The organism is Paenibacillus sp. FSL K6-0276, assembly GCF_037977235.1.
Taxonomy (GTDB): Bacteria; Bacillota; Bacilli; order Paenibacillales; family Paenibacillaceae; genus Paenibacillus_AQ.
Genome location: NZ_CP150276.1, coordinates 2,420,140 through 2,443,860, shown reverse-complemented (window position 1 = coordinate 2,443,860; position 23,721 = coordinate 2,420,140). Strand labels below are relative to the sequence as shown.

Here is a 23,721-nt window from a genome sequence, read left to right as displayed (position 1 = left end):
ATTTCGCCCCTTGCAGTAGAATTTGCCATCATAAGGCACATCCTAGCTTGCGTAATGGAACGGTAAATTATGTGTGCAAACCTTAAAGAGTTTTCTGCATCCGCACATGTAAAATACCTGCGTCATAAAAAGGTTCCGTAGAAATCACTTCATATCCCAGCTTCTTGTAGAAATTCTCTGCTTGACACTGTGCATCAAGAATTGAAGCTTCCAGTCCAAGTTCCCGAGCAAGCTCTTCCATAGCTAGCAACAGAACACGTCCATATCCTTTGACTCGATAATCTTTCAGTACGGCGATACGCTGCATTTTGGCTGTACCTGTTTTGTAATAAATCAATCTTCCCGTAGCCACAGGCACTCCTTCATCTATAATCAGAATATGGTGCGCATTCGGACTGATAACATCGTATTCATCAATTTCTTCCTCAACCGGGACCATTTGTTCCTCAACAAATACTTTTGTACGAATATCCAGCCCTAGCCGGAGTTGTTCCTCTGTAGTTACCCGTAAGATTTCTGCCGCCATGTTAGTCGCAAACTCCTCTCTCTATGTATCCAACGATAGTTGTCTATTATATAAAAAATTGACTAGAAAGAAAAGCCTGAGCACGGGAAATCGTATTCTGTTGCTGGTCTAATCTACAGAATATACTTCTTCAGGAATCGAACGATTGTATGTGTCTTTCATCACAGGTGACAATTGAGGATACTGACCTTTCGGCTTTCCATCAAAGTTAGTTATCTCATTGATTTCCATGACCTTTGTTGGTTTCGCCTCGGAACAACCAGTTAAACCGAACAATAATAATAAACAAACTCCCGTTTTCCATTTCAATATTTTAGGCATCGTTTTACTCCCTTCACCGTTCAAATGCCGGTATTCTCATAACAGTTTTGACGGTTCAGGAGTTTTATAAACAATTGGAGAACTTCATTCCCCGATTCTATCCCTTAAAGATTCACGTTTCCAACTATATGGACCATGTACATCATTCCTCCAAGAAAGCCAGCTAATACAAAATAAGCGATGCCGTATTTCCAGCGTGAGCTGGCTGGCACATCGTAATACTTATCATTCTCGTAGACGGTATAACTGATATCACAATGCATCTTAAGATGAAGCCCATTCTCTAGGGTCACAGGCTCTAGCTGCGAGATCCGTACCTTTTCAATTATGCATTGCTGCGGGAGCGTAGCTCTACCAATGTAGTTCAGTTGATCCCATCTCACCCCTACATACTGCTGTCTATCCAAATCACTGTAGGTGGTAAAAGGCAAATCTCTTCTATGCTCTGGTCCTGGAATCATGTAACCCGCATCTCTGAGTGGCTCTACTGGGATTAAGAAACCCTTGGTTACTGAAAAAAGACGATTGTTAGTACGTCTTTTGACATATTTGTTATACAGATCGTAAGCGAATAACGCCCAGATAATAAAGAACAAAATAGATCGCAAATAGATGATGATGGCTAAACCGCCCACGAGACCCACAAGCCACAGCCAGCGCGTAACCGCGGTAGCAATACGTCCACCATCTAGCGGATGAATCGGCAGCAAGTTGATCAGATTAAGCAAAAAGCCTATATAAGCCAAGGAATAGAGCAGTGGACTATCCATGTAATAAGCCACCCCAAAAACTGCGGTAGCCCCTATGGTTCCTAAAATTGGACCTCCAAAAGCAATATAAGCTTCTGTCTGGGCATCCAGCGGCTGTTTCTTCATTGTAATTAAAGCTCCCAAAAAAGGTATAAACAGTGGAGCGCTGACTGGAAGCCCGATTCGTTTGGCTGCTATTACATGCCCTAATTCATGGACTAGCAAGAGCAGGACAAAACCCACTGCAAACCCCCACGGATAAATCAACGCATACGCCCATATCGAAATCATCATTGAAATTAGAGGCCCAGCAATTTTACCTATTTTCAGAAGAGACAAAATCGCCTTTCCTTTAAACAGCAGCATCGCCGCCCCGCCCCCCAACCATTTCAACGGAGTGGAAGAATTCTTTTTCTGCTCATTTTGCGGCAAGATCTCAAGCTCCTTTTTCTTTCGATTTTTATCTAACTACTGTACATTACCATCCATTTTATCATAAGAGCTTGGGGAGTAATTCCACAAAAAATCTCTTGGCTAAATATACGACGCAACTTTTAGAATCGTTTCAGCGTCAAACAAATAGCTAATGGATAAATTTTACTTCTATACAAAGAAAGGGATGGTTAGTTTGAACTCTACATACTTAAAATCATTGTTATCGGCTATAATGCTCTCTACTCTTCTTCTCCCTACAACAGCATCAGCAAGTTCTTCATTATCTTCATCTGAACACCCTATGGTCGTCGCAGCTGCTACAGCTAATTCTTCTCAAGTTTACTATCAATTCGGTATTCCTGGTGGAACCATAGGAGGCCCGGCGCTGCTCAAAAATGGAGTGGTCTACGTAGATGTTCGAGGGATCTCTGAGAATGCAGGTCTAAAGATGGAATGGGACAAGTCCAGCAAACGAGCCTTATTTAAAGGCTGGACCAAAAGCTTCGCGGTTCGAATTGGAAGTCAAAGCGGAGTTCTTGACGGGAAAACCGTAGATCTCGGCGGTATCCCTTTCAAATCTAAAGAAGACGGCATATATGTGCCTGCTCGCTTCATCGTTAAAGCATTCGAAGGTAGTAATCTCCATCTGGATTCCAAAACAAACACACTATCCGCGAGCGGTCTGAAGACCTACAACGTATTTACAGAAACCTATGGTGGGCGTACTTATACTCTCGTTAAAGGTAATGGAGACCTATATGTCTCTCAAGGAAAAGATAAAGTAATAAAGCTCACCTCACTTGAAACTGCTTTTGACTGGGTAGGAATGCAGATTGAGAAAACACCAGGTGGACTGCTCGTCATTAAGATTAATGACTCATTTGGAGAACCCCATATCAATACACGCATTGTCACTCTCGTATTCAAAAATGGTGCGTTACTACGCAAGGCTACTATCGCCTACCAGTTCAGAGGAGATGCAGATCTTAAACCTTATGACAACAATCTACTATTGCATGATGGTAATACCCTACGACTCATTCAGGATGGCACGGGCAATATAACAGCTACTCTAGATCTCTTGAAATTAGGGGGCGATGAAGATGCTTACTATATAGAAGGCATTGATAACGATATCCTTCTGCTCCGTGGTAATCAAAAAGGATTGCTTACTTTAATTGATCGCAACACAGGCGAGCGAACGCTTTTGTACAAGGAGCTTCTTACAGCAGAGGATCAGGAATACGCAGAAATGAACGACACCCCTTATAAAGGTGATACTTTAAAGTTCGTAAAGCGTAGTGGTGATAAGCTATTTTTCACGAATGATTCCCCTCTTACAGGCAAGACAGAAGTGATCTATACGCTGGGACAATGATTTCGCTTCAATAACAACCTCCACTCTCACACAAAAGAGCCCGAATTTTATTGTTACTCTCTAGGCTAATGCCGTGAACGTTATAGGCTACGGACCATAGACTGTTATCAAGGGTTATTCAATTGAGGAGGTTATTCATGGATACAAATTTTCATCAACAGGTCTGTTGGAATTGTATGAACAAATACGTTGGTATTGTAACAACTGACGGTCAATCATTTGACGGATTTATTGCTCATGTAGATCAAAATTATGTTACCCTTGCGGTTCCCAGCAATGAAATGGTAGAACGTTTGAACGGAATGCCTACACAAGAATCGTCGTTTAGACAATTTGGCTTCCGGCCTGGCTTTTTCCCAAGACGTCGCTTCTTTCAACGACGCATCCCATTTTTCGGGATAAGTGATATATTTCTACTACCGTTCTTTATTTAGATATGGTGCAAGGGGATGGAGGGGCGTCCCCTTTGCTTTTTTTATAGAAAAAGCTCAAATCTTAATATGTTGCATGAGCAAAAAAAGAATTGCCATCCTACTCTATCGTATGGTATTATGAAATTCGTCGCAGGACGGTAGCTCAGCGGGAGAGCACTATCTTGACAGGGTAGGGGTCATGGGTTCGAACCCCATCCGTCCTATACGCAAAAAGCCTTGATATTCAAGGCTTTTTCTTTTGTTTAGGGATGTTTAGGTCTTGAGTAAAATAGGAATTGGTGCCATTATGGTGCCCTGTAGTAGACTAAAGCAAAAGTGGTGCCATAATCGGCACCACTTTTTTTACCCCTGTAACCATTTTAGAAATACATCCTTGGATACTTTTATCATCTTTCCGACCCGCACGATATGAAATTGACCCGAGTTTAATAGTTCATATGTTTGACGTTCACCTATACCGAGTATTTGTTGGATTTCCTTCGCTGTAAGTACTGAGGGATAATCAGAAGTAGTCTTATATATTTGTTCAATCACCCTTCTCTTCCTCCTTCTCGATCACTAGATTCAAATCCAAAGCCAGCTTATAAAAAGCCTTCCAACGTATCTTGCTATAAGTTCCCGAGCTAATCGGCGGCTGAAATTTAAAGTTATACACTTTCTCATGAGTAATATAATCATGCTCTGTTGTCATATATCGTTCTTTAATCAAGAACCCTTCCATCTTAGGCATGCGATTCACCACTCGTTCTATCCGTTCACAAAAGTTTTTGCGGTGTGCTTGGGTATCTACATTATGAATAGCTATGTTGGAGGTTTGATCAGTTGTAACTCCAGTAAATCCTTTTGGGGAGTCTGACCAGGCTGCGGTTGTCACTGCCTCTCTCTCCTCAAAAGACAAAAACTTAAATATCCTATATTTTTCAAGAGCGGCTTCAACGGCAGCTTGCGTCCGTTCTCTATCTATCTCAGGCAGGAAGCTTTGTTGCACCTGCTATCACCTCACTGTAAAAGAATCCCCCGACCGAAGCCGGGGCGTGTACCATCTTAGAACGGCAGATCGTCATCATTATCAGGAATTACCGGACCACCCTTATCTCCTGCAGCAGCTACATCCTCCAGAGTGAGTTGATCCTTGTCCTCCAGTTCAATCGTACCGTCTGGATTAACCTTGCCTCGTACACCCTCTCTTCGCTCCTCATGATCCTCGTCATCTTCACCACGGAACTCTTCAATGCTCATTTGAGATTCAGCAATTTCCAAGACTACATCTGATCCAGCCTTCCGATAGAATTCATAGGAGTGTTCAGAGTATGTGTCACCCTTGACAATAAACTCCAACACAGTTTTCTTAGCATCCTTCGTACTCTTGCTGAACTCGGTTGTCAGTGCCTGTTCAACACCTTCGATGTTCAATACAACCACCGATCTCGTCATAGCATTAAGCTCTGGCTTCTTCTCGTCATCACCCTTTACATGGAACTGCACAAGCTCCTTTTTGGAGTCCTTTGTTTGTTTATTGAAGTGTGCTGCTATTTGAATTTTCATGTATAATTGCTCCTCTCAAATTTGGGTTTATTGGTGTCGCTGTATCTTCGTACTGTGCATCAACGTTTCAAAATAGAGTTAATTACATAGTTTCAATCCGCTGCTTTCCTTGTGCTGCAAAAGTAGGATCTTTTTCGGCAAAACAAAAACATACATTAATATTTTGGTTCTGGGCATAATAACTCTGTAAATAACTACAACGAGGAGCGATCTAAATGGGTATTTTAAGTGGAAATTCAAAAGATGAACCTATGCACTACGGCGAAATTTTTGGTGTATGGGCGGCCTCGGTGGCTGCCAGAGGCGCCGTATCATGCTACCAGACATATTTAAACCACGCTGGTGACAAAGACCTAAAAAAAGTACTTAATGATCTAATCGATCAAGCTAAACTGGAAATTAAAGAGTGCGATAAATTACTCAGTGATAACGGGATTCCATCAGCTCCGATTATGCCTGAAAAACCACCCGTTAAGCTTGAAGACATTCCAGCAGGTGCAAAATTTAGTGATCCTGAAATAGCTGCTAAAATTGCTGTAGATACTTCCGCTGGATTGGTTGCTTGTAGCCAAGCTATGGGTCAATCAATTAGAGAAGATATCGGTGCTTTATTTGCTAAATACCATCTCACTAAAACTGCTTTAGGACTTAAAATATTGAAATTGAACAAGGAAAAGGGCTGGCTTATTCCTCCTCCTCTACAAGTAAAGAGACCCGAGTCTGAATAATTTCTTAATCCAAACCCTGCTCAGTGAGCAGGGTTTTATTATTTAGCGAACAGCTATATACGTGTATCTTTCCCTCGTCATTTTAACAACAAACCATGCTATTCACGTATTCATTTCCCTATGTCTCTTTTTGTGTCTTCGCACTACGCATTGACAATCTGAACGCCTGGTCTAAAACATGAAGCCATACCATGATCAAATTCTACGTTTCCGCTCGGGTCTATTTTAGTGATCACATGAGGTTTGTTCCATTCAAATCCAGCTCTTGAGTGATTGCTTTTCGGATCAATAATCAACACGGTATCCCCAACATTTGCACCTATTCTTTCGACCTCTTCAGCAATTTCTTGAGCATAATAATGTTCTTCGTCGATTTGATCAGTGAGCAATCTATATGATTTACCACTATCGTCCTTTACCTGATACAAATCTGGGCGACCACCTTTATGATAGATATCGTAATAGATTATTCCTCCCTCAACTTCTTGACCAAAAAGCGGATGTTTTGGATCTATAACTTTTACTTTCATCATGGAATCTCTTTCTTCACAGTTTGAGTCGAATGTTCAGTATCTTCGTACTGCGACATATTGTTTTCTATCTATTACCTCACCAATACGTTAAAATTATCCATAACGTGTGGTAGTTTCATGTGTTTATTGCGTTATGTCTTCTGAAATAGTCATATAGCACTTATCAATCTTCGCAGAGCAACTTTTTCCTTTTAATCTCCTTGGGAAAGAAGTGAAAAACACCCTTCTTATGTTGAAATTAGCGAATAATTAAATCACAGAAGAAATGAGATGATGTTGAATGGATAAGGAAATTAGACTCTTAGCTATTTCGGGGAGTATTCGTCAAAACTCCTCAAATACAGCACTAATGAAAGCTATCATCGGATTAGCCCCAGAAAATGTGAAATTCACCATCTATGGCGGGTTGGGTGACCTTCCACATTTTAACCCTGACATCGATATTGACGAAGGACCTGTTCCGGTCAGAGGACTAAGAACACAGCTTAAGGAAGCAGATGGTGTGATTTTATGTACACCGGAATATGGGAACGGTGTGCCTGGTGTTTTGAAAAATGCCCTGGACTGGCTCGTATCTACAACTGAGTTTATGAATAAGCCTACAGCGGTAATCAGTGCCTCACCAACTCCAATGGGCGGGGATAAAGCTCATGCTTCACTTCTGTTGACACTTAAAATGATTAATGCTGAGATTGTAGAAAGAGGAACATTGATAATACCGCACATCACTTTGAAACTAAATAAAGAAGGTATTATTACGGATCCACAACTAAAGCAGGAGTTATTATCCGTGCTTCAGACACTTGAGCAGGCTTGTTACTAAAGCTAAAAGATGCAAACCATGAAATGAGAATTGTCAAACACGAAAAAAGATAGGTTAGATAAACCGCCCCTTCATTCAGTGGGGTGGTTTTCTTTTGGTCAAAAATCAATAATAAATGAAAACAGAGCCTAAAATTAAAAAACCAGAGAGATTTTGAGCCATCAAAACGGGCTTTTTTAGACTTCACTAATGAGCAGTATGTGTCTACTGCGACACTGCTCTACTCTTTAACACTGCTAATTGTAATATATGCCGCTTTCACTGAATCGCTCATATGACCTTACCGCCATGCCGTTGCGACCGTGTTGCATTGTAGGCCATCTTCTCGCGGATAGCTTCTTCCAGATTGATGCCATACTGACCACAAGCATCAAACACACGGATTACAATGTCAGCCAGCCCGGACGGGATGCCACAGGGTTTCCAAGTATCGTCTGCCATTTCCAAGCGAGTGAGCGTCATCCCGAAAGCTGACTTTTCTTCGTACCAAACCTCTGCGGGCTTCTTGCCCGTGCGGTAATCCTCCAGCGCCTCAGAAGCTTCCGAGTGAATCAAGGCGATAACCTCTCCAAAGCTTGGTTCCTTATTCCACCAGCCTTTGTCTACTGCGTTAGCGTGGGCTTCTTTTACAAGTTCATTGATTGCTTTCATTTTTCATCATCCCATCCGAGCTTATAGCCCTGTAATCTGTAACCAATCTTGACCCATCCGGAGTGTCGCTTACGCTTCTGGCGGACCAACACTTCCCAGCATTCAATGTTTTTATATCCAGGGAGATTGACAGGGTATAAGCCCCACCCTCCCCGTTCTTCGTAGTATCCGTGATGCCTAACCTCACCCATCGTTGTTTCCTCTATCTGCAAAGGCTGTCCGAAGTACCCCTCAACGGTCATTGTGATACGAGTTCCGTCAGGCAACTCTTTAATGTCATCGGCTGGGATCATGTCTTTGCCGCCTCTCCATCATCATCTAAAGCAATCACTGACGATTCCCTAAGATTCCATCCGCTGTCTTTACCTTGGCTGATATAAAATCCTGAGGTTTCCACGTTGTATGCAATAACGCCTTCTGCCCATTGTTCGTTTTCGGAAAATCTGCCTAGTGAGAGGTTGGTGAATTTGACTCGTTGCCCTTCATAAAGTTCCTTGCCTTCATCATCACCACGGCCGATGTATTGCCCCTCGGTACCCTTGATGATTTCCTGCAGCTTAAGATAGCCTTTATCATCTAAGGCAGCTATCGCCAAGGAACCTGCACGGCTCACCTGTACCAAACTGCCATATATAAACTCATTTGTTTCCGTAGACTTACCGCGAAACTTAATATCTCTGTTCATACTGGTTATCTCCTCTCATGATATAAAGCACATGTTACATAACCCTTAAAATGGTAGTATTTGATAAACGGGGGTGATAATTTGACTACTGAAACATGGATAGCGATCTTTATAATTTTTGTTAGTGCCTCATCGCTCACGCTCACCGTTGTAAACAAGCGCAAGAAAAAGTAATTTCAGGCGTTTTAGGGGAGAGGGTGGTTAACCCTCAATCCTCATCATCAATATCAAGTGGCTCGTATTCCTCGTCCTCAACCATCATCCGAGCGTCAGCCCATTCAGCTCCGCATCTGCTACATACCAAGTCTCCAGTATAATTTGTTGGTGGCATTGGGTTATCGCAATATTTACATTCAGGGTGCATCCTTTATCTCTCCTTATGGGCTATGCCCGATTGATTTGTCTTTACGGCCCTCCCAAAAGGTAGTTACGTATGCCATAACAATGACTAACTGCTTAGCCATGTTTTGCAAATGGGCTACTGCCCAGAACATTAGCTAGGCATCAGCATAGGATGACATATAACCAATTGGGAGGTAATATGTTGAACTATCCAATGAACCAAATGAATTCAATGAATTCAATGCACCAAATGCACCAAATGCCACAATCCATCGTGGTATACCCTGTTGATGCGTATGTTGTAGAAACCTTAAAATCCGTTATGGGAAAACAAGTTATGTTAGAAACTACTCGTGGTGGAATCAGCGGATGTGTAGTTGATGTCAAACCAGACCATGTTGTATTAGATGCTAGAGGCAGAAAGTACTTTGTCCGGATAAGTGAGATTGTTTGGATCATGCCCGAGTAATTTTCGATTTAGGAGGAGCTGTGAAAACAGCTCTTTTTTCATATCTTGTTGCCCCTTGCAACTAACTGTTCAGCCTTTTCGTTCACATCGGATACCCACCGATCCAACGCCTCTTGTCCTGGACCGGGTTTTCGTACGCATACTGGTCTGAGTGGGCAACGATGGCAGTTACTCTTATAGTTGTCCTCGCATATTTGCTTGGCTGCTGGATTGAGCTCTGTCATGTGCCTCCGTCCTTACTGCTAGCAGCCTTATGATCATCCAACTTACGTTGTACTCTGTCTCTCTCCTCTGCCGCCGATGCCCAACGTGCATTTGCAGTTGTTACTCTTGCCCAAGTTGATCCAGGCGGTAAACTACGCCGAGCATCAGAGGCTTTCTGTAGTCGCTTTTCTGCGAGTCGGAGGTTACGTTCTAACTGCAATTGGCGTTTATCTGCCGTTTCCATTAGATAAACCACCGCCTTTCTTTTTCTTGTATTTCCGCATTGGACCGCCCAGGTGTTTGCTAAGCTCCTGCAACTCTTTTCCAACTGGACAATCTTCAATGCAATACGTCTGCAATAAGGTGTACTGTTTTGGATCAGAGCCACCTTTCATCTTTGCTCGGCGGTCACAGTTGCGGCACTCTCAATCAATGATGTCTCCTATTTCATAAATTGCTTCGGTCCGGTCCAACTGATCTCCCTCCTAAAACAAGCACGCTTGTTCTGTATTTTGGGTGTGACTACCCGCCACCGCAGGCTTCCCCGGGCGTTTGTGTGTTTTATTCGGTTTCTTCTTTTTCGTTTTTTCGTACTCTTTATACGCGACCGGATCAATAATTGACCATATAACTTCATGCTGGTAAAGAGGATATGAGTCCATAGGCCTGCCGTTCCGCACCCTATAAATCGCTTCGCATATCTTTGCGATGATATAGGCATCTACAATGTCATGACTTGGATTCACGTATCCGAAGTGCTTCACAGCTGCTGCAGCCATTGCTTCCTTTTTGGCTTTGCCTTTAAGCAATACCTTCGATCCTGGCTCCCCTATCCAGCTTTGTACCGCCACATATTTTTTTACCGCCAGCGGAGCTATCTCCTCAAAGGTTAACCCCTTTCGGGTAATCATCCCTTCCAATCCGCCGTGTATTTTAGCAGTGGTTATGAGCATTTGAGAGCCGTTTGCTACCCCTTCCTTCAGGATTACATCCTCGGGTTTTAGTACGTTATAGAGCTGGTTCTCAAGCGACATACGTTGTTCTGGAGATATACCACCTTTAACGTCCTTCCCTTTTCCTCGAAAGGTCACTTCAAGAACTGGATTCCCATCTTCATCGAGAGCAACAACGGCTGTTTGAGTGGCTGGATCAATACCTATGAAGCGCATTATCCCACCGTCCTAATTGGCACCTTACCATCTGGAGTCCAGTGCATGAATGTCCTGAGTGGTAACCCGTCCCTGTGCAAGCTTCGCAACTTATCTTTAATGCCTTGCTTCGATCTCCCAAAGCGTTGGGCGATATCACACAGCATGTATCCACCCTGATAAAGTTGAGTGATAATCTCCTCTTCTCGCTCGTCATACCGCTGATATGTCTCGGGATAATCAAATCTTGCTCGTCGCTGCAGTTCCCTAGTTGCTAGATATTTAAGTGACAGTTCGCAGGGCTCGTGAATTGCAATCTGAAACAGTTGCATCTTTGTCGCATTTTTTAAATTCAAGGAATCTCACTCCTTTCAATCATCCAGCCAAGCCGATAAATTAACTGTCGCCTTCGGATTCTCATTTTGGGATGCTGTTGGCTTCACTGGCGGCGTTTCTGGCTCAGGTGGTGTATTTATGACTGGTTTTTCTAATGGCTGTATATCAAGCTCAGAATCGCTAATGACCGGTTCGCGCTCTTGGACTGTCCATCCTAGAATCTTATAAATTTCTCGTAGACCTGGGAATAATTGAACCAGCTCACCACGTCGATATTCCAGTAATCTCTGTTCAACAAAATCATAGGTCCGCTGAAGCTTGGCCTTTTCCTCCGGATCAATAAGAGGATCCTCCAAGATCATCGCTTTCTCTACTAGCCACCCAAGTGATTTTTGATACCCTGCTTCATCGGTTATTTTTCCGTTGCTGCTCATGTGCTTTCACCTTCTCCGCCAGCTTGTATTTATCATCAGGCGTTAAATTTACGAATCTACCGATATCCATTAGAAAGGCCATCTCAAAGGTTCCCGTTCCAATATCACGACCTTTGGCAACGATGAATTCCACAATGCCTTTCTTTGGGGTATCTGCGTTGTAATAGTCATCCCGGTAAAGGAAGACCACCACATCAGCGTCAGACTCAATGTTTCCTGACTCTCTCAAATCCGACATCATAGGTCGCTTATCCGGTCGCTCTTCACATTTCCGGCCGACTGCTGAAATAGCAACCACACAAACATCAAGTTCCTTGGAGATTCCCTTTAGTTCTTTGGTGATGTACCCAACTTTTTCAGTGTTCTTCGAAAAGTTTTGTTCCGTCTCTATGAACTGGAGATAATCGATATATACAATGATATTAGGATGCTTTTTTCGCAGCGCTTTGACCTTTCGGCGGATGTATTCGACTGTAGCCCCGTGTTTGTCATCGATGTACAAGCTTCGCCCCGTGATGATAGTGATCGCTTTGCTATAGGAATCCCAGTCATTGTCTGACATCATTCCGGATTTAATCCTTTTACTCTTGATCCCTCCGACAGCAGATACAAGTCGTTCTACAACTTTCAAGGAGCTCATTTCAAGGGAAAACATTACAGCGGTCCATCCGTCAGCCGTCACAGCATCAATATCGTTCATGACGTATTGAGTTTTACCAATGCTGGGTCTTGCCCCCCACACCTCTAAATCACCTTTTTGGTGACCTCCGCTAAGCTGGTTGATATCTTCACAGGCCATCCTTGCTCCAGTAATCCCACTGATGCTGGCACGAGAAGCGACTGTATGAGGGTGTCCTTCCAATAAGGAAAACACATGGACAGGACCATCTTCGTCTCCTCCATGTTGCAGCTCTGCAAGCTCAACCATCTTGGCTTGTATGTCTGCTACATCCCCACCATTTGTAGCGATCTGCTTACCAAGCTCCACCAAATCAGCCTGTACCCTATCGACACGTACTGCTTTTTGATAATAGGCAAAGTTCGAAGCGTGGGGAGCAGATTCTCTTAGTTTGACGAAATGAGAAATACCACCGATCTGCTGCAAGTTCTTGCCCCACTTATTTGCAATCAGCACCATGTCGAAAGGGTTCGAAGCTTCTTTAAAATGCTCCTTCGCATACTGCAGGACAGTGAATATCTTTCGGTTATGCTCTTCTTCGCTGAAGTCATCTTTGCTTAAATAACAGTCGTCCATTAACTCAGGATCTTTCAGCAGAGCCCCTAGCACAGCACGCTGAGCTTCAAGGTTCATTGGCATTCACCTTTGTTTTGGAAAATAGTTGTTTAAGGTGCTTTGCAACACGTTCAGGCATTGGTTTCACATTTTCTGTTGCGTGATATTCCATCAACTCTAAAGTGGCCAGCTCTTGCTCCTGACGCTGAATCTCGTAAATGGTCAACGGCTGATGCAGATCCTCTCGGATCACATCTGCTATTCGTGGAGCAAAGCGTGATTTGGCTATATGATCTCTCAAATTGCGCTGTGCTCTTTCATAAGGAATCTCTTGAAGGAATAAGTGCCAGACCTGAATAACTTCATTACTAATTGCGAACTCAGGAAACGCCGTTTTGATTACCGCCAGTAAGCTGGAGGTCTCCTGATTGTTCATGTGGCATCCCTCCTCCTTGGCTGAACTGTTTCAGTAGCTCCATTTCCTCTAGCTTCTTTTGATCTTTGGTTTTAAAGGCGGGCTTTTTCTGATCCTTTTTGATCCAGACTCGAAGCGTCTTATTATGATCCTTCTTGTGCTGGCTCAGCTTCTTATTGCTTTGCCATTCATCCAAAGCTTCTATCGTGTCATCTACTGTTGTTTTCCCGAATTCTTCACAGAGCTTTTTATATTGCTCTTGGGTAAGGAAAACTGTGTCATGAAATTTGATCTTTTCAGAAGGGATGTCCATATCTTTTATTTCTTCTTTCTTTATAGTTTTCTTTTTAGTTATCTTGGGTGGAGAACTCTCCCCCACTAATGCTATCTCATCCATATATCCCTATCCCTTTACAGTAATCATTCTCGGTGCAAATAGGCTAACGGGGAAAACCCAAAAGGATTGGCCAAAGCAATTTATAACGGCATACGAGCAAAATAAACACCCACGAAAACCATCGGTCTAAGGTGCCCCCAACCTTCCAATAACCTTCTTTGATGACCTCAAATTCGCGCAGCGTTGATTTCCATTCTTCTGGAACCGTTTATCTCTCCTTATGGGGCTATGCACCTATTGATCTATAAACAGATTCCAATATGCGGACGAACACGTTTGAACTCTTCATTCAATGCAAAAAAATCCCTCCGGGCGTGAATTTTAACATACAAATTTATCCCTCATGCCTATGATTTGTTTTATTAACGTACTTGAACTAAATAGGAACAATCTCTCAACATTGAATCTCCTATAAATTAGCATTAATATAAAATAATGAGACTTACTGAAAATAGTTAATGAGTATCGTTTTGAGCATTATTGCATTTTCGCAAACTCACTAAGGAGTAGGAGTGTTTTTTATATGTTATAGGGGAAAACGAATATTGGGACCAATGACTGAAGCTGATGCTCTGCGTGAATGGTTTACTCTTTCCGGTACAGTGAAGGACATTTATATTATTGAGGTTGATGAGAACAATAAAGTAAGGCGCCAGATCGGACCCACAAAGAAGAAAAAGAAATAAGCACAGCCTGCAGCAACCTGCTATAACTTGATTGAAAAAGAGATAAAACGTAAAAAAGCCCCACCGACCTTTAAGGTTGATGGGGTATTTTATTAAAAAGGAAATTGAGTAAGCGAGAACCGAAAAATAATGGGCTAATGAATTTGCAGCTTACTCGATATTACAAGAAAAAATGTGGCCAATGGGCCACATAGCAAAGAAATTAGAAACCAGTTTAACCCACTCCTATTTTTACCTTGCGCTAACCCAGCATTTATTAATGCCAACGTGCCCCAACCCACAAAATATCCGTTATCCATCACGCACACGACCTTTCAACATCATTTTATAGGAATACGAATATCCAATATAATGGTTTCATCATACATAGATTACCATTCCTATATCTGGTAGAATTAATTAGTATTTACTATCAGATTTAGGGGGATATAAGATTGAAAATAAAGGCTTTTTTATGTATCGTTGCAACTATTGTACTTCTTACAGGATGTGGTAGTTCCAAATCAAATTCAGAGGAAAAGAATACGACATCTACAGAAGTTACTCAGTCTGAAGCAACAACTAACTCTTCAATAACAGCTGCTGCAACACCAGTGCCAGAGAAGAAACTTTCAAAATCCGAGAAATTAGCTCTCGATTACGTGGAAATTTTTCTGAATGGTTCAGATATCGAAGCGAAAAAGAAGTTCGTATCCGAAAATATACTTCCTGATGTACAACCAATTTTTCAAATGACTGAATTTACCGAGACACCTGAGAATAACAAACTTAAGAACGCTTCAGTAATAGAATCAGCTGATTATACAGACAAAGATGGCGGAAAAGACAAAATCGTCCTAATTCAAGGTGAAAAGTCATCCTCCAGTAGTGAACTTATAATTTTTATTAAGGATGATAAAATTGGTTGGGGATATTCGTCTAATGACAAGAATAAAGAACCCTTTAACGAAATGAGAAAATTCTTCAAAGAACCTGTAAATAACACCTCTGATTCAGGTACAAATGAACAGTCTCCTGAAGCGACACTTAAAGAAATTAGTAATTTTGTCATTTCAGATATTTGGAATGTTGGATTTGTTGATATTAGTTGGTATGCAAGTTCAGGAACTAGCTCTACAGGTGAAGCCATAGATATAGATTTTACAATTGAACAATTAGGAAAAGCGATGAGTACAAAATTAGAATACGATAATTACATCAACAACTTGGATGCAAAATACGTTTCAATTAAAAACATCTGGTCTAAGCTCTCTGGTGAGATTGATCGTATGTACAAGCAAATCCAAGACACTCCTCCTATAGCAAATGATGCTACCACCAAATTAGATACAGGAATATTCAATCAGTACCTGGATGCTTTTACTGAAGAGGTAGATAAATTATCCAATTCTTAGATAAAACAAAATCCCTGCCAACCACACTGGTTGTAGGGATTTTTTATACATGCTGAGATTTCAACAACTACTTTATTCTTGTGGCAATAAGCTGGATCGTTTCATCAGAGTCTTTTACAAGACATTTCAAAGTAATGCCCAGGACAAGTGAAAATAAAGAGATCATAAAACTAATGACTGTAATCATTGCCCCTCTTAAGTCATTTGTGAAATTATAACGTAAGATTTCTGAGAAGCTGCTAGTAGAAAAGAAAATTATAGTCAAAATAAAAAACAATCCAAAAACACATAATAAAATGTTTGATATTTTATTAACTCTTTCAAAATAGCTCATATATTCAACTCCTCTGATCAAGATAATAATCCACCAAGACATAAATGGAACCGGCAATACCAAAAAGGATAATGGCTATACTACTATTCAAATGATATTCCTGTATAAAGCGTTCATCGTATGCCTTGTAAAAGAAAACATATCCCCCGATACCACTCAGAAGCAATATCATTATGCGGCTAATCAAAGGATTTGCAATCATTCGAACAACCCAAGAGAAAGGAAAAATTATAATTGGGTAAAGAACGGCTGAAAAAAGAAATACTAAGAAAATAAAAACAAATCCTATATTTTGAAACCCGTAATATTCAGTCGTACTGATCTTATTTCCTTCCAAGAGCTCTAATCCAAAAGAGGCCAACGTGAACAGAATCGTCGAAACAAACCATAACATGATATGCTTAACTACACGCAAAGTAATCCCACCTGTTTTATGCCTTTTATATCAGCCGTTTCATAAGTTCTATTGTTAAATCCGCTTCCAATAGTCATTTAGCACTTGGTTCTATTGAAGTTAAAAAAGGTTTTTGCCCTATTCTACTGTTATAGGAAACAAAGTACTCCTCATTTATATTAATTAACTTAAATATTCCTTTTGGGATTGTGACTGTAGTTTGATCACCGCTCATATTTTGTACTACTATTTCTTTTTTATTTACTGACACTACATTAACAATAGCAGATGTACTTGCCATCAAAAGGTACCATAATATAAATAAAAAAATGATCAAAGGAAGTAGTGAGAATATTTTACGATTATTCATATCTTTCACCTCAGAGTAAGGAGCATCTAATGGACATGATAGTTACCTCTTATCCATTGCCGAACAATTCTTGTATGTATTTTTCCGACATATATTCTCTAAACTCTTTATCTAATAAGTATATTTCATCTTGCTTTATCCACTGGTAGTTAAAAACAGTTCCACAGTCCTCTCCTTCACCCTCTCCAGTGAATCTCCACTTTTCAGGTAATTTTGTTTCTGGAATTAGAAGGTAGTCATGTCTTTCAACATTTGCATCTATATAATCCTTATAATAATATTGTGTTCCTATTTTCTTTACTAATTTAAATTGTTTAAGTCCACTTTCTTCTTGAATTTCCCTGAATAAGGCTTCTTCTTCTGTTTCCCCGGATCGACATTACCACCTACCAATCTAAAGGGTACTTCTGGTACATTAAGATAAACTAATAAGGTCTTTTCTCCAACTTCATTGTCTTGCAAAATAAATCCGTATACCTTCTTTTTAATCGGTTTCCCTTTCCTCATCGTATCCCCCTATTTAGCTTCTTATAAACGAAAATAAAAAAGTATTTGATCATTGATCAAATACTTGCTCAGTCGTACGGCGTTATGAATATATGCTCCCTTGTGGTCATCTACGTTTATCGCCATTCGAACATACCAGAAATTTACTTTATTGTATTCTGAAAACCTAAATTAAACAAGAGTAACTCTTTAATTCTCACCGCTAATCAAATTAGCTATTTTATGTAGTAACTGATCCTTACATCCTCCCACTCACTCCGCTTCTGTTTAGCACATTACAATCTATTGTGCATTTTATATAGAGAAGCTTAATAGAAAGGGGTAGATCAGAATGGCAACGCGTCAGCCTGATTTAGTATTGATCACATGGAGCAGAAATCCTTTGGTTCGTGGATCTGCACGTAGGATTATTTCTGTCAGCTTCATTGGAAATGCCGAGCCTTGTCGACCTAGCTTGAGACCCAATGGGTAACTTAACACCGCCTTAGCTTGTTTGCTAGACAATGACGTTGGTTTTAAAGTGGTGTTTCGTAAAAAAACTTCAAGTATTAGCGGCTATTTGCTGTTACAACGCCATTAATATTTTTTAGAGGGCAGTTAAGTTGCTGCTCTTTTTTAACGTTGAATAGAACCTGAATCTGTTGAAATTAGGTGAGTCCATGAAATTACAAGATGTGAAAATAAGCTATGATTTAATTGTAAGCTTAGGTATGTCTTGTGCTCCTGCTATAAATATGCAAAGAAATAACTTGAGAATATTCTCCATGCCTCTCGACTGGATGATTTCTTATTCATTAACAGATGTTAATAGACTTTATAAGAACAGATATCAGAATTTCATGGAGTTAACAAATCTGCAAATGCTCGAAGAGACACATTTTTTTCTAGAGGATGGATTACCCGTCTATCCTAATGGGAACAAGAATGCTTTAGTGAAATCCTATTATATTCGGGATACCTTTTATAACATTATCTCTGTACATGATTTTCCAATCACCTTGGGTAAACATTGGTCTACGACCTATCCAGCTTATAAAGCAAAGCTGGATTTACGAATTAAGAGATTTTGGGACAAATTATTAAGCAGTAAAAAAATTCTATTCATTAGATGGTTCGCCACATACGAACAGGCTGTAGAGCTACAAATGATTTTATCTGATATTTTAAAAGCGAACGAATTTACTGTCCTTATCCTTAATCCTGTGAGTGAATTAACATCGGTACGAGAAATTAATTGGGATATTAATAATATTTGTGTATTAGAATTTCCTGATGATATGAATGATTATGATAGCTGGGATTATATTTTGAAAGATATACAGATAACGAACGATTAACTTATCCCCTGAAAAACGGCCCTCGTATGGATCATTTGTGTTGACCGCTTCGATCAATCAAATGATTAATCATTTCTTGCGCTGCAAAAACATATGGATTCAGATACAACCTACTGATACTTACAAATATAGCAATAGGGTTACTGACTCCAAAATCAGTTTGACTCCAATGTTCTGCTGGATTTGCGGGTTCAGGCTCTACAAGATCATACTTTTCCATTAGCCTTTCCTTTGTTCCACTATCCATTACAGCTCCTTTTCCTTTATCCGCAAAGACTGCTCCTGATGAAAAACACGTCATGATTAGAACAAAGGAAATGATGAGTATTGCCAGTTTCTTTTTACGCATAATACAGCTCCTAATTCTTTATATGGTCTACTCCAAACCTTGTACCAACTCAAATATTTCTCGGGTAATCGCAGGAAATCTATGTATTCGACAATCTTGATCAGCTCTAGATCATATTCCATAAAAATAATGGGATAAAAAGTATTAAATTCTATAATACACCTTTCGCCATATAAAAACAAAAGCACCCCACAGCTAAAATTAGTAGGGTACTTTTGAATAATTCTCCGTATTTACAATACCAACATTCCATTAAATATTCTATGGGGTTGGAGTTCCACCATTAGCATTCAGTGTCTCGCCGCTGATATAGCTCGATTCTTGGCTAGCAAGAAATACATATGCCGGAGCCATCTCTGCAGGCTGTCCCGGACGACCTAGTGGTGTGCTCGCACCGAACTCCTTCAGCACTTCCTCTGGTTGCCCACCCACCACCTGAAGAGGTGTCCACACGGGACCCGGTGCCACTACATTGACTCGAATCCCCTTATCAGCAACTTGCTGAGCGAGTGATTTACTGAATGTATTGATCGCAGCCTTGGTCGTCGCGTAGTCCAATAGGATAGGCGAGGGGTTATAGTCTTGAATGGAAGACGTGTTGATGATGGTACTACCCGGCTGCATATGCTTCACAGCTGCTTTGCACAGCCAGAACATGGCATACACATTCGTCTTAAATGTATCGTCAAAATGCTTTGTGGTACGATCAGCGATGTCTGGGACGAATTGCTGCTTGCCCGCGATATTGGCTAAAATATCAATCCCACCTAACTGCTTAACCGCAGTATCGACGAGTTGTTCACAGTAATCCTCATCTTTCAGATCGCCTGGGATGGCGATTGCGGTACGTCCTGCTTCCTGCACCAACTTGAGGACCTGTTTAGCATCCTCTTCTTCCTCTGGCATGTAGGATAGAACAACATCTGCGCCTTCACGAGCAAAAGCAATCGCAACAGCACGACCTATACCGCTGTCCGCTCCGGTAACTAGCGCTTTACGTCCAGTCAGACGTCCGGTACCTTGATAGGTATCTTCACCTGTATCAGGTACGGGATTCATCTTCTTCTGGAGCCCCGGCTCTTGTTGCTGCTGTTGAAATTCAGTTCCAGCCTTGGTGTATCTCATACTCTATTTGATCATTTAATGGCCTTAAGTTTCATCTGACCTACCTTGAACCGACTCATAACGGGTACGTATCTCACGATTTTTAGCGTAGATATATAAGTCTAAAGCCACTATTCCTCTACGTGCCAGTTTTACAAGCAGTACAAAAAAGTAGATCCCCAATCCAATTGATATCAACCAAATTAAAAAGAACAAAACACCTACTCCCCCTCCGAAAAAAAGACCTGTATGTCCCATCCGATTTATCCGCTCCTTAAGAAATTTCATTTTTTATCAGTCTATATTGCTTAAGCTTAAATAAATATATGGAAACTCACACAAGAATCGGGACACCCTCCATACAGTCTCGCGTATACATTACATAAAGGAGTGATAAATCATGGACTTTTTTATTTTCCTCTTTGTTCTGTTAGCGCTACTTAACATCTTTTTCCCACGAATCGGATGGTACATGAGATACGGTTGGATGGTCAAAGGTGACGTTGAGCCGAGTGAGGCTTATTTATTAATGACCCGCGTCAGCAGTATAGTGGCACTTATTGTACTCTTTTTTATCTGGTCTAGTTTCTGACTTATCCTAACGCTCTTAATACATCCTCAATTTTACGCTGATGCGACAATACACCGTAATTCATCCAGGCCATGAAATCCACCTCATATACGCAGCCGTTACGTACAGCAGGCAAGCTGCGCCAGAGTTGTGTATCCAGCAGTTCCCGTCCTCCTCCTTCAAGCCGATCAAAGGTAATGAACAAATGATCCGCAGTCAGACTTGCAAGCTCTTCTTTTGTCAGGTTCACTCGATTCTTTCCACGGGTCAGCTTCCGAACCAAGTTATGGGGCTGCAAACCCAAATCATGATGGAGCACGCTTCCTGTATACCCCAAATGCTCACATCCATAGAGAGTGATTCCGTAGACTGAGATTCTTAAACAAGCTATGGTCTGACTATGGACGGAACGGGTAAGCACCTGCTTGGCTTGCTGTGCCTGATGCTCATAATTGCCGATCACTTCCTGGACACGTTCCGTTCTGCCAAAGACCGCTGCTGCGGAATACAATGTGGCACGCCAATCCTCTTGATGAACAGGCAACTTGAACAACGGAGCGATCCGGCTGCACTCCTCCAGATGCCAACGATGAAAGCCATTATCCAGCAAGATCAATTCGGGTGTGTACCGGGAGAGTTCCTGCCAATTACGAGTCGAAATATCTACCGCAGGAACATTGTGAAGAGCCAGGTACTCTTGTTTCCCCCACTCGGCATGAGAATATTGCGCCACAGGAGTAATATCCAGAGCCAATAGGTAATCTTCCAAAAAAGGAGCAAACACCCTCAGTCCATCCTGATGGAAGCTTCTGTATTGACCGGGAGTAACACCAACCGATCTTTTGAAACGCCGATTAAAATAATACTCATTACTATACCCGACGGATAACGCGATATCATGCATACGGTCATTCGTTAGCAGTAGCTGCTGCTGCGCCCTTTCGATACGAAGCCCGTTCAAATGTTCCAAGGGAATCCGCCCTGTCACTTCTTTAAAAGTTTGTGTGTAGCGTGCACGTGTAATGCCTGCAACTTCAGCCAATTGATCGACGGTTACAGCTTGATTATAATGTTCCTCCATATAGTGAATGGAACGATGGATTGCCTCATGATCACCCGTGATCTGAACGACAGAGGAATTTGCACGCATGATTAACAGCAGCAGCTCCTGAAAGCGCGTATGGCCTGCGAACCATTCGATCTCATCTGTACTTCTACGGCTATTATAGATAGCCTCTAGCAGTAATTTACATTGTGAAAAGGGTCTGCAGCTTAGCAAACCAGATCGAAGGATGTCCTCTTTAGTCCTTCTTTCTATTTCACTCTGCCTGTTTTCCCCGGTTTCGATAATTTCAAAAGTAAGCCGATAAAAGCTAAGTCCCCGCTCTTCGGCGTTGATTTGCTTAATAGCCCTGGTTCGAACAAGAACCCAGTACCTTTTTCCAGTGGAAACTGCCTCATCTCGGCCTCAACAAACCCCAGTCCTTCCGATACAATGATTAGGGTGTGATCCTGAAACACCTCACTCTGTCCGCTTCCTGACAGGGATTGGGTTTCTATATTAATCAAGCTATAGAATAGCCTTCTTCTATTGCTGTCTTGCAAATCTTTTGCCATTCTTCCGCCCCCAATTGAGAACCATTTTCATTCACTTCAGTTTAAAACAAAAAAGGAGGTCTATCAAGGGTGCTGATAGACCTTCTTTTTGCTTTTCCTTACGGCGGCTGCCGTTTATTTCACCATAGCTTCCAGCAGGTCATCAAGCTTCATTGAATTGGCCGTGATGGCACCAGTCTGCCAGTGGGAACGTTCCATTCTATAAATATTCCCGTTCTTCACCGCCGGCAGGCTCTTCCACAACGGGCCATCAAGGATTTGGATCGCTTCCTGATTCCCTTCAGTATCCCAGCCCCCGTTGTCAGGGAATACGATGATATGATCCGCTTCGAGCTGAGGAATAAGCTCTTCGGAAATAATAGATTGATATTCGGTCATTTCTGCAGCCATAGGCACGGGTGTCAGGCCAAATTGAGAATAAATCACACCGATAAAACGGTTTTTAACACCGAACAAAGCAAAGGTCTTATCCGCTACGTTGAGCCGGATCACTGCTACTTTTTCTTGCCCCAGAGCCTGTTGCAGTTTAGCTTTTCCATCTGCCACTTTCTGATCATACTCGGCGAGTACAGCCTCAGCCTTCTCCGGAATACCGAGCGCATCAGCAATCGCTGTAAGCACTTGTCTTGAGTCCTGCAGTGCCGCCTCAGGGAGACGATAAGTTGGTGCTATCTTGGAATATTGTTCATACCTCGCCGCATCCGCGCCTCCGTCCGCAATAATCAAGTCAGGGTCTTTCTCCAACAACGCTTCCAAGCTTCCGGTGATATCAAATTCTGGCACATCGAGATTTAAGTAATCCTGTTTGCCCCAGCTTGGATGATACCACTGAACCACCGGGGTAATTCCCAATGCCTTCAAATAATCTTCAACGTAAATCCCGGCCACCCGTTTAGGGTTGACTGGAATCTCAACATCTCCGAATTCCCCTGTAATCGTCCGAGTTGCAACCTCTTCTGAAGCATTTCCACTTCCTTCGCTCGGCGTGCTGCTAGCTGAGGTTGATTCCTCTGCATTCTCTGTTTTAGCAACATTCTCTTTCGTAGTATTGCTATTCGTTCCGCATGCCGCCAGCGCGGTCAATGCCATAATAAGCACTGCTGACCACAAAAACTTCCGACCCCATCTTACCATTATCCCTTCACTCCAATGCTATATTTTCATTGATTATCATTCTCAATAATCATTATCACAATAGTAGCATGACTTTTATAGCTTTCAATGCACTTTCTCCGCAAAAATCTTATACAAACTATTAACTAGTTTCTTCC

Annotated in this window: 38 protein-coding genes and 1 tRNA gene; 11 read left to right on the top strand and 28 right to left on the bottom strand. The window is 41.6% G+C overall.

Annotation, left to right across the window (positions count from 1 at the left end; all coding sequences use genetic code 11):
* Nucleotides 1-82: 82 nt before the first annotated feature.
* The 3 genes from MHH52_RS11235 to MHH52_RS11225 form a co-directional block, all read right to left on the bottom strand.
* The gene (locus MHH52_RS11235; protein WP_313639575.1) at nucleotides 83-526 is read right to left on the bottom strand and encodes a GNAT family N-acetyltransferase; all 444 of its coding nucleotides are present in this window, start codon (nucleotides 524-526) and stop codon (nucleotides 83-85) included.
* A 108-nt stretch (nucleotides 527-634) separates the two neighbouring features.
* A complete protein-coding gene (locus MHH52_RS11230) occupies nucleotides 635-847 on the bottom strand; it encodes a hypothetical protein (protein WP_340008637.1) in 213 nt (70 codons plus the stop codon).
* Between the two features lie 104 nt (nucleotides 848-951).
* Nucleotides 952-2,028 carry a site-2 protease family protein gene (locus MHH52_RS11225; RefSeq protein WP_340008636.1) on the bottom strand — a complete coding sequence of 359 codons (1,077 nt, stop codon included), beginning with the start codon at nucleotides 2,026-2,028 and terminating at the stop codon, nucleotides 952-954.
* Between the two features lie 154 nt (nucleotides 2,029-2,182).
* Between MHH52_RS11225 and MHH52_RS11220 the strand changes: the two genes are divergently transcribed.
* The 3 genes from MHH52_RS11220 (at nucleotide 2,183) to MHH52_RS11210 (ending at nucleotide 4,046) form a co-directional block, all read left to right on the top strand.
* Nucleotides 2,183-3,409, top strand: coding sequence for a copper amine oxidase N-terminal domain-containing protein (locus tag MHH52_RS11220; RefSeq protein WP_340008634.1), 1,227 nt, complete (start codon nucleotides 2,183-2,185; stop codon nucleotides 3,407-3,409).
* 137 nt (nucleotides 3,410-3,546) lie between these two features.
* Nucleotides 3,547-3,843 carry a phosphatidylinositol kinase gene (locus tag MHH52_RS11215; protein ID WP_340008632.1) on the top strand — a complete coding sequence of 99 codons (297 nt, stop codon included), beginning with the start codon at nucleotides 3,547-3,549 and terminating at the stop codon, nucleotides 3,841-3,843.
* A 131-nt stretch (nucleotides 3,844-3,974) separates the two neighbouring features.
* A tRNA-Val gene (locus MHH52_RS11210) sits at nucleotides 3,975-4,046 on the top strand.
* 139 nt (nucleotides 4,047-4,185) lie between these two features.
* Here the strand turns inward: MHH52_RS11210 and MHH52_RS11205 are convergent.
* From MHH52_RS11205 to MHH52_RS11195, 3 genes are read right to left on the bottom strand one after another with little or no spacing between them, the layout of a single operon-like run.
* Nucleotides 4,186-4,377: a helix-turn-helix domain-containing protein gene (locus MHH52_RS11205; protein ID WP_076280846.1), complete on the bottom strand. Its 192-nt coding sequence runs from the start codon at nucleotides 4,375-4,377 to the stop codon at nucleotides 4,186-4,188.
* Complete coding sequence (locus MHH52_RS11200; protein ID WP_340008631.1) at nucleotides 4,370-4,831, bottom strand: ArpU family phage packaging/lysis transcriptional regulator; 462 nt, start codon at nucleotides 4,829-4,831, stop codon at nucleotides 4,370-4,372. Before MHH52_RS11200 ends, MHH52_RS11205 begins: the two co-directional genes overlap by 8 nt.
* 56 nt (nucleotides 4,832-4,887) lie before the next feature.
* Entirely contained in the window at nucleotides 4,888-5,388 is a 501-nt protein-coding gene (locus MHH52_RS11195; RefSeq protein ID WP_340008629.1) for a hypothetical protein, read from the bottom strand.
* A 215-nt stretch (nucleotides 5,389-5,603) separates the two neighbouring features.
* Between MHH52_RS11195 and MHH52_RS11190 the strand changes: the two genes are divergently transcribed.
* Entirely contained in the window at nucleotides 5,604-6,116 is a 513-nt protein-coding gene (locus tag MHH52_RS11190; protein ID WP_340008628.1) for a DUF3231 family protein, read from the top strand.
* Between the two features lie 143 nt (nucleotides 6,117-6,259).
* Here MHH52_RS11190 and MHH52_RS11185 read toward each other — a convergent pair whose 3' ends face one another.
* On the bottom strand, nucleotides 6,260-6,649 hold the full coding sequence (locus tag MHH52_RS11185; protein WP_340008626.1) for a hypothetical protein: 390 nt from the start codon (nucleotides 6,647-6,649) through the stop codon (nucleotides 6,260-6,262).
* Nucleotides 6,650-6,929: 280 nt separating this feature from the next.
* On the opposite strand from MHH52_RS11185, the gene MHH52_RS11180 reads away from it, so the two are divergent.
* Nucleotides 6,930-7,472, top strand: a complete 543-nt coding sequence (locus MHH52_RS11180; RefSeq protein ID WP_340008624.1) for an NAD(P)H-dependent oxidoreductase — start codon at nucleotides 6,930-6,932, stop codon at nucleotides 7,470-7,472.
* A 270-nt stretch (nucleotides 7,473-7,742) separates the two neighbouring features.
* Here the strand turns inward: MHH52_RS11180 and MHH52_RS11175 are convergent, their stop codons facing one another.
* The 4 genes from MHH52_RS11175 to MHH52_RS11160 all read right to left on the bottom strand — a co-directional run bounded on the left by MHH52_RS11175 (nucleotide 7,743) and on the right by MHH52_RS11160 (nucleotide 9,172).
* A complete protein-coding gene (locus tag MHH52_RS11175) occupies nucleotides 7,743-8,123 on the bottom strand; it encodes a hypothetical protein (protein ID WP_340008622.1) in 381 nt (126 codons plus the stop codon).
* Entirely contained in the window at nucleotides 8,120-8,416 is a 297-nt protein-coding gene (locus tag MHH52_RS11170; RefSeq protein ID WP_340008620.1) for a hypothetical protein, read from the bottom strand. Before MHH52_RS11170 ends, MHH52_RS11175 begins: the two co-directional genes overlap by 4 nt.
* Nucleotides 8,413-8,808 (bottom strand): YopX family protein, encoded by a 396-nt coding sequence (locus MHH52_RS11165; RefSeq protein ID WP_340008618.1) that lies wholly within the window; start codon nucleotides 8,806-8,808, stop codon nucleotides 8,413-8,415. The genes MHH52_RS11170 and MHH52_RS11165 overlap by 4 nt, the downstream gene beginning before the upstream one ends.
* 208 nt (nucleotides 8,809-9,016) lie before the next feature.
* On the bottom strand, nucleotides 9,017-9,172 hold the full coding sequence (locus MHH52_RS11160) for a hypothetical protein (protein WP_340008616.1): 156 nt from the start codon (nucleotides 9,170-9,172) through the stop codon (nucleotides 9,017-9,019).
* A gap of 210 nt (nucleotides 9,173-9,382) precedes the next feature.
* On the opposite strand from MHH52_RS11160, the gene MHH52_RS11155 reads away from it, so the two are divergent.
* Nucleotides 9,383-9,619, top strand: a complete 237-nt coding sequence (locus tag MHH52_RS11155) for a DUF2642 domain-containing protein (RefSeq protein WP_340008614.1) — start codon at nucleotides 9,383-9,385, stop codon at nucleotides 9,617-9,619.
* 38 nt (nucleotides 9,620-9,657) lie between these two features.
* Here the strand turns inward: MHH52_RS11155 and MHH52_RS11150 are convergent, their stop codons facing one another.
* From MHH52_RS11150 to MHH52_RS11115, 8 genes are all read right to left on the bottom strand, one after another.
* Entirely contained in the window at nucleotides 9,658-9,843 is a 186-nt protein-coding gene (locus tag MHH52_RS11150) for a hypothetical protein (protein ID WP_340008612.1), read from the bottom strand.
* Nucleotides 9,840-10,067, bottom strand: coding sequence for a hypothetical protein (locus tag MHH52_RS11145; protein WP_340008610.1), 228 nt, complete (start codon nucleotides 10,065-10,067; stop codon nucleotides 9,840-9,842). The genes MHH52_RS11150 and MHH52_RS11145 overlap by 4 nt, the downstream gene beginning before the upstream one ends.
* A gap of 241 nt (nucleotides 10,068-10,308) precedes the next feature.
* Nucleotides 10,309-10,992: a hypothetical protein gene (locus tag MHH52_RS11140; RefSeq protein WP_340008609.1), complete on the bottom strand. Its 684-nt coding sequence runs from the start codon at nucleotides 10,990-10,992 to the stop codon at nucleotides 10,309-10,311.
* A complete protein-coding gene (locus tag MHH52_RS11135) occupies nucleotides 10,992-11,303 on the bottom strand; it encodes a hypothetical protein (protein WP_340008607.1) in 312 nt (103 codons plus the stop codon). The genes MHH52_RS11140 and MHH52_RS11135 overlap by 1 nt, the downstream gene beginning before the upstream one ends.
* 39 nt (nucleotides 11,304-11,342) lie before the next feature.
* Complete coding sequence (locus tag MHH52_RS11130; RefSeq protein ID WP_340008605.1) at nucleotides 11,343-11,741, bottom strand: hypothetical protein; 399 nt, start codon at nucleotides 11,739-11,741, stop codon at nucleotides 11,343-11,345.
* Nucleotides 11,713-13,053: a DnaB-like helicase C-terminal domain-containing protein gene (locus MHH52_RS11125; RefSeq protein ID WP_340008603.1), complete on the bottom strand. Its 1,341-nt coding sequence runs from the start codon at nucleotides 13,051-13,053 to the stop codon at nucleotides 11,713-11,715. Before MHH52_RS11125 ends, MHH52_RS11130 begins: the two co-directional genes overlap by 29 nt.
* Nucleotides 13,043-13,411, bottom strand: coding sequence for a replicative helicase loader/inhibitor (locus MHH52_RS11120; RefSeq protein WP_340008601.1), 369 nt, complete (start codon nucleotides 13,409-13,411; stop codon nucleotides 13,043-13,045). The genes MHH52_RS11125 and MHH52_RS11120 overlap by 11 nt, the downstream gene beginning before the upstream one ends.
* Nucleotides 13,356-13,787, bottom strand: a complete 432-nt coding sequence (locus MHH52_RS11115) for a hypothetical protein (RefSeq protein ID WP_340008600.1) — start codon at nucleotides 13,785-13,787, stop codon at nucleotides 13,356-13,358. Before MHH52_RS11115 ends, MHH52_RS11120 begins: the two co-directional genes overlap by 56 nt.
* 545 nt (nucleotides 13,788-14,332) lie before the next feature.
* On the opposite strand from MHH52_RS11115, the gene MHH52_RS11110 reads away from it, so the two are divergent.
* Together MHH52_RS11110 and MHH52_RS11105 are read left to right on the top strand one after the other, a co-directional pair.
* Nucleotides 14,333-14,473 (top strand): hypothetical protein, encoded by a 141-nt coding sequence (locus tag MHH52_RS11110; protein ID WP_156113100.1) that lies wholly within the window; start codon nucleotides 14,333-14,335, stop codon nucleotides 14,471-14,473.
* A gap of 434 nt (nucleotides 14,474-14,907) precedes the next feature.
* Nucleotides 14,908-15,867 (top strand): hypothetical protein, encoded by a 960-nt coding sequence (locus MHH52_RS11105; RefSeq protein WP_340008597.1) that lies wholly within the window; start codon nucleotides 14,908-14,910, stop codon nucleotides 15,865-15,867.
* A gap of 338 nt (nucleotides 15,868-16,205) precedes the next feature.
* Here MHH52_RS11105 and MHH52_RS11100 read toward each other — a convergent pair whose 3' ends face one another.
* From MHH52_RS11100 to MHH52_RS11090, 3 genes are all read right to left on the bottom strand, one after another.
* Nucleotides 16,206-16,616: a hypothetical protein gene (locus MHH52_RS11100; RefSeq protein ID WP_340008596.1), complete on the bottom strand. Its 411-nt coding sequence runs from the start codon at nucleotides 16,614-16,616 to the stop codon at nucleotides 16,206-16,208.
* A gap of 73 nt (nucleotides 16,617-16,689) precedes the next feature.
* Complete coding sequence (locus MHH52_RS11095) at nucleotides 16,690-16,965, bottom strand: hypothetical protein (protein ID WP_340008595.1); 276 nt, start codon at nucleotides 16,963-16,965, stop codon at nucleotides 16,690-16,692.
* A 300-nt stretch (nucleotides 16,966-17,265) separates the two neighbouring features.
* Complete coding sequence (locus MHH52_RS11090; RefSeq protein ID WP_340008594.1) at nucleotides 17,266-17,472, bottom strand: hypothetical protein; 207 nt, start codon at nucleotides 17,470-17,472, stop codon at nucleotides 17,266-17,268.
* A 331-nt stretch (nucleotides 17,473-17,803) separates the two neighbouring features.
* Between MHH52_RS11090 and MHH52_RS11085 the strand changes: the two genes are divergently transcribed.
* The gene (locus tag MHH52_RS11085) at nucleotides 17,804-17,944 is read left to right on the top strand and encodes a hypothetical protein (RefSeq protein WP_340008592.1); all 141 of its coding nucleotides are present in this window, start codon (nucleotides 17,804-17,806) and stop codon (nucleotides 17,942-17,944) included.
* A gap of 187 nt (nucleotides 17,945-18,131) precedes the next feature.
* Complete coding sequence (locus MHH52_RS11080; protein WP_340008590.1) at nucleotides 18,132-18,809, top strand: DUF1796 family putative cysteine peptidase; 678 nt, start codon at nucleotides 18,132-18,134, stop codon at nucleotides 18,807-18,809.
* A gap of 31 nt (nucleotides 18,810-18,840) precedes the next feature.
* Here MHH52_RS11080 and MHH52_RS11075 read toward each other — a convergent pair whose 3' ends face one another.
* The 3 genes from MHH52_RS11075 to MHH52_RS11065 all read right to left on the bottom strand — a co-directional run bounded on the left by MHH52_RS11075 (nucleotide 18,841) and on the right by MHH52_RS11065 (nucleotide 20,520).
* Nucleotides 18,841-19,158, bottom strand: a complete 318-nt coding sequence (locus MHH52_RS11075) for a hypothetical protein (RefSeq protein ID WP_340008588.1) — start codon at nucleotides 19,156-19,158, stop codon at nucleotides 18,841-18,843.
* 261 nt (nucleotides 19,159-19,419) lie between these two features.
* The gene (locus MHH52_RS11070; RefSeq protein ID WP_340008586.1) at nucleotides 19,420-20,283 is read right to left on the bottom strand and encodes an SDR family oxidoreductase; all 864 of its coding nucleotides are present in this window, start codon (nucleotides 20,281-20,283) and stop codon (nucleotides 19,420-19,422) included.
* A 24-nt stretch (nucleotides 20,284-20,307) separates the two neighbouring features.
* On the bottom strand, nucleotides 20,308-20,520 hold the full coding sequence (locus MHH52_RS11065) for a hypothetical protein (RefSeq protein ID WP_340008585.1): 213 nt from the start codon (nucleotides 20,518-20,520) through the stop codon (nucleotides 20,308-20,310).
* Nucleotides 20,521-20,662: 142 nt separating this feature from the next.
* Here MHH52_RS11065 and MHH52_RS11060 point away from each other — a divergent pair, with 142 nt between their 5' ends.
* Nucleotides 20,663-20,854, top strand: a complete 192-nt coding sequence (locus MHH52_RS11060; protein WP_340008584.1) for a DUF6199 family natural product biosynthesis protein — start codon at nucleotides 20,663-20,665, stop codon at nucleotides 20,852-20,854.
* A 1-nt stretch (nucleotide 20,855) separates the two neighbouring features.
* Here MHH52_RS11060 and MHH52_RS11055 read toward each other — a convergent pair whose 3' ends face one another.
* The 3 genes from MHH52_RS11055 to MHH52_RS11045 form a co-directional block, all read right to left on the bottom strand.
* Nucleotides 20,856-22,112, bottom strand: a complete 1,257-nt coding sequence (locus tag MHH52_RS11055) for an AraC family transcriptional regulator (protein ID WP_340008582.1) — start codon at nucleotides 22,110-22,112, stop codon at nucleotides 20,856-20,858.
* Nucleotides 22,113-22,147: 35 nt separating this feature from the next.
* Nucleotides 22,148-22,450, bottom strand: a complete 303-nt coding sequence (locus MHH52_RS11050) for a hypothetical protein (protein WP_340008580.1) — start codon at nucleotides 22,448-22,450, stop codon at nucleotides 22,148-22,150.
* 114 nt (nucleotides 22,451-22,564) lie between these two features.
* On the bottom strand, nucleotides 22,565-23,584 hold the full coding sequence (locus MHH52_RS11045) for an ABC transporter substrate-binding protein (protein ID WP_340008578.1): 1,020 nt from the start codon (nucleotides 23,582-23,584) through the stop codon (nucleotides 22,565-22,567).
* Nucleotides 23,585-23,721 lie beyond the last annotated feature (137 nt).